Annotated in this window: 5 protein-coding genes; 2 read left to right on the forward strand and 3 right to left on the reverse strand. The window is 54.5% G+C overall.

From position 1 onward, the window contains the following. Window positions 1-328, forward strand: a 328-nt coding sequence (locus tag LJE94_12215) for a PEP-CTERM sorting domain-containing protein (protein MCG6910875.1), incomplete at its 5' end; no start/stop codon positions are given. 297 nt (window positions 329-625) lie between these two features. On the opposite strand, the gene LJE94_12220 is transcribed toward LJE94_12215, so the two are convergent. The 3 genes from LJE94_12220 to LJE94_12230 form a co-directional block, all read right to left on the reverse strand. After that, window positions 626-1756, reverse strand: coding sequence for an SUMF1/EgtB/PvdO family nonheme iron enzyme (locus LJE94_12220; GenBank protein MCG6910876.1), 1131 nt, complete (start codon window positions 1754-1756; stop codon window positions 626-628). Between the two features lie 396 nt (window positions 1757-2152). Continuing rightward, window positions 2153-2539, reverse strand: coding sequence for an ACT domain-containing protein (locus LJE94_12225; GenBank protein MCG6910877.1), 387 nt, complete (start codon window positions 2537-2539; stop codon window positions 2153-2155). Between the two features lie 425 nt (window positions 2540-2964). After that, a complete protein-coding gene (locus LJE94_12230) occupies window positions 2965-3375 on the reverse strand; it encodes a cupin domain-containing protein (GenBank protein ID MCG6910878.1) in 411 nt (136 codons plus the stop codon). A gap of 250 nt (window positions 3376-3625) precedes the next feature. Between LJE94_12230 and LJE94_12235 the strand changes: the two genes are divergently transcribed. Beyond that, window positions 3626-4093 carry a YbaK/EbsC family protein gene (locus tag LJE94_12235; GenBank protein MCG6910879.1) on the forward strand — a complete coding sequence of 156 codons (468 nt, stop codon included), beginning with the start codon at window positions 3626-3628 and terminating at the stop codon, window positions 4091-4093. Window positions 4094-4238: the final 145 nt, after the last annotated feature.

A 4238-nucleotide genomic window follows, 5' to 3' on the forward strand; every position in this document is an offset into this window, starting at 1 on the left:
TACGCTGGTCGACTGGGATGTTTCAGCTAATACGACGGATCTCGATGATGGCGACTGGAATGTCTATATACTCAAATATGGCAACTGGCATGCCGCCTACATCGATTATGGAATTCTCGGCTCAGGTGACTTCGGACCCGATGGCTTGCTGGACGCTGCCACCTCTACCGGGCAGGATGTGAGCCACATTTCATTTCTTGACGTAGACTATAACTGGACACGCTTTGTCCCGCAAAGAGAAACGATTCCAGAACCGGCGACGATGTTGCTCCTCGGTACCGGGCTGATCGGCCTGGCTGGAATTGGAAGAAGAAGATTCAGAAAATAATCTGAAAATAGCCACCAAAAAAAGCGGAACGGCAAGCTGCCGTTCCGCTTTTTTATTGGCGAAAGCCGCTGTTTTTCAAACGACAATAACGGTTGAAATAGATCACCCGGGCATGCCCGGAATCCTTACTGTTTCGGCCCTTGACCGGTCAACCATTCACACTCCAAGGCAAACTTTCACGTGATTGATTGGATGAATTCATTCAACCACGGGTAAACCCGTGGCCGTCTGCCTTCGACCGCATAACCTTTGCAACCTAAATGCTATCGACTTTCCCATGCGGGCCATTGAAAAACATTAGGGGATTGAATTCGGATCCAACACCACCCTGAAGCCAAGAGTATTAAAACTTTCTGCAGGCAACGAGACAGCTCTATTAGCCGAGCGGCAGGCTTTGGACACACCTAACCAAGAACCACTGCGAATGACCCTTTTCTCCCCTGTAGCCGGCCCTGCTGGATCCGTTTCATCACCTGCATAGTCACCATACCGGTCGCGGCACCACTCCCACACGCTGCCGTGCATGTCGTGAAGCCCCCAGGCATTGGCATCTTGCTGCCCCACGGTGGTCGTTCCCGCGCAATCCGGCCCTCCGGGGCTAAAATCCTCGCAACCGGGATAAGACACGCTGTCATTGAAACAATACCATCCTAAAACATCCAGGTCTTCTTCAAAGGCACATGCTTCCGAGGACTGGGTACTTATGCCGTCGTTTGCAAAAGCGCTTGCGCTCCCGGCCCGCGCCGCATATTCCCACTCCGCTTCTGTGGGCAGGCGATAGGTCCCTTCCCCCAAAAGGTTCAGGGCGTCTACAAAATCATTGGCATCCTGCCATGAAACCTGCTCGACCGGGCAACCGGGGCCGCAATTCTGAAACCGGGAGGGATTTGTGCCCATCACTCCCTCCCACTGCCCCTGGGTCACCTCGGTCACTTGCATGTAAAAATTTTGCGTCAGGGTGACTTGGTGTTCGGTTTCATCGGGATCCCTTCCCAATTCGGTATCCGGGCTGCCCATGGTGAACGTCCCGGCGGGAATGAGGTTGAAGCCCATGCCCAGGCTGTTGTAATAGTCCGCAGTGCAGACCGTACCACTGGAACAGTCATTATCATCACAGTCGATGTCAAGGTTGCAGTTGTTGTCCAGCAGGTCGGCGCATATTTCGGCAGCGCCCGGATTGACAGCGGCATCGCCGTCGTCACAGTCCGTGTTGTCGGCCACATAGCCGGCCGGCCGGGTTTCGGCCTCGGATGATATTGCCGGGTCTCCATAGCCGTCGCCGTCGCTGTCCAGGTACCAGGTCTGCAGGTCGCCGTCATCGTCCCCGCCGCCTCCGCCGCCGGAACAGCCCACCAGCACCAGCAGGGCAACGGACAGGAGGACACCAAAAAGCTTGCCATTTCTCGAAATCAATACCTTCATTCCCATAATTCAAACTCCGTTTCGATGTTAGTCAAGGCACACCCTGTGTCAAGATCCCCACTCGAGTGTTCAGGGGGATGGTTTTTTTTACGGTTATCCTTGCACAGTATTGGCTAAAATTCCAGCATTTCATAAAATCATGACTCACGATGTTATGAACCGCGACTTCCGTCTTCGCTCTACGAGCTGCGCCGCGACGAGTCGCCGCTACAATTATCCCAACAAAAATGAGCCCGTAGCTGATAGCTCACAGTTCATGGCATGCTATCAGCTATGACCTATGAACTATGACCTATGAGCTATTACCTATGAGCTATGAGCTACGACCTATGACCTATCAGCTTTCTCCCCCTTGAATCCTGAGCTTTCGGCTTTCGCCGAAGGTGGTTGATTTCATGCGTGTCAGTTGTCAATATATTGGTATCCGGCCGCCGTCAGCGCCTCGATTGCCCGCGCCGTGACCGCCTCTTTAAAAAGGATGTAATCCGTGTCGAAGGTGGACACGGCGAAGATGCTGATCCCTTCTTCAGCCAGCGCCCCGGCCATCCCGGCCAGGATGCCGGTCAGGCCGAAGTCCAAGGGTCCCAGAACCCGGATCCCGGCCCACCCCGCTTCCCTTTCCGTACCGGCCAGCTTGACCGCGGCGGGCACGACGATGGACAGTTCCTCACGGGTGCGTACGACCGCGAAAAAGGGGCTTTCGAGCACACCTTTGGGAACGGCCGCGTCAGGCGGCAGGCGGTGGATGTTGAACGTTTCCTTTAAAAGGGTGAATGGTATCGGGGTCATCCGCCTCCCTTAGACGTTAGGGACGTTGATAAATATATAAATAACTTCCCCATTAAAGAAATATTTTGTCAACGCATATTTCTTTTCCCAATTGTCCGGGGGTCGAAAGCGTGCCGGCAGCGGGGGCAATACAGTTCGGAGTCGTCGATGCGGCAGCGCATCCGCTTCAAGGGTTGGCCGCAATTGGGGCAATGAATTGCGGACTCGTCAACGGCATTGACCGGGTTCGTCTCCTGTTCGCTCATAGCATTCGACCTTTTTTATTTTAGGGAACCATTATTTCCATTTACTTTCAAATGGATTGAACACTCCCCGCAGCAAGCTGCAGGGAATGCGCTCGCTATCTCGGTTCAAATAGCGGCAACCCCTCGTTTGGCAGGGGCAGGCTCTCGACAATCGCTCAGATTAGGTGAAAATTCCCCGCCTCACACGACCTCTTCTTTCGCATACACGTTGGCGATGCAGCACAGAAAGGTGACCGGTTCCTCCCCGACATTCTTCATCCCGTGGGGTTCCATGCTGGGAATGTAGATGAAATCGCCGGGACCGGTGAGGCAGGTCTCGAGCTTCTCTTCCGTCTCCATGTCGTACCGGTAGCACTCGCAGCGGCCGCCCAGAATGTACATGGTCTGGTGGTAGAAATGGTTGTGCACGGGAATCTCACCGCCGGGCTGAATGGTAAAGTAGCGCAGACCGTACTCCGGGTACCCGGTGCCGTCGTCGCCGCATTTGGACAGCCAGCGGATGCTGGTGCCGATCACGTCCCGCGGCCGCCCCTTGAAGGGAAATTTTTCGATGCTCACGTCTTCCTTGTCCTTGAAATTGGCCACTTCCATGCAAGAACCTCCTTTGTTTGGATCTTCCGTGGGACCAGGGTAGCTCGTAGCTCATAGCTGATAGCAGATAGCATGCCATGAGCTGTGACCTGTGAGCTACGAGCTATGATCTATGACCTATGAGCTTTTTCCCTTGACCCCTGGGATCCTTGAACCCTATTTTAGGGCAGGTTAAGCGCCTCTTATTGATACGCTCAGTTTAGGTGAAAATAACCATACAACAGTAATGAACAGACCAAAAGGACTGCCAATGAACAGCAGTGATCTCCAGCAGTTTATCGACCGTCACAATGTAAACGCCGCCATTATCAGGCTGGAATCCCACACCCCCACGGTCGGCGACGCCGCCCGCGCCCTCGGCGTGGCAACCGACCAGATCATCAAGTCGCTGGTTTTCCACGTGAACGGCAGCCCCCTGCTGGTGATCAACAACGGGCTGGCGCGCGTGGACCGCAGGAAACTGGCGGCCTACCTGGGCGTGGGCCGCAAAAAGGTCAAGTTCGCCGCCCCGGATCAGGCCCTCGACATCAGCGGGTACATCGTCGGCAGCATGCCCCCCTTCGGTCACAAGGAAAAAATGCGCACCCTCGTCGACACGGCCGTAACCGGCCTCACGACGCTGTACGGGGGCGGCGGCGACATCAACGCCATGATGCGCATGACGCCGGATGAGCTCACCGCGGTTACCCAGGCAGAGATTGCCGATCTATCAGAATAACCACAAAGTCGCATAAACAATAGGGCAAACAACGAATAACAATCTGAAAAGGATGATATCTATTTTGCCATGTTGTTTACCCTTCGGGAAAGCCTGAGAACTTCAGATTCTGCGTTGCTGAGGGCTCGAAGTAAAGAACGACGGC

The organism is Deltaproteobacteria bacterium (genome assembly GCA_022340465.1).
Taxonomy (GTDB): domain Bacteria; phylum Desulfobacterota; class Desulfobacteria; order Desulfobacterales; family B30-G6; genus JAJDNW01.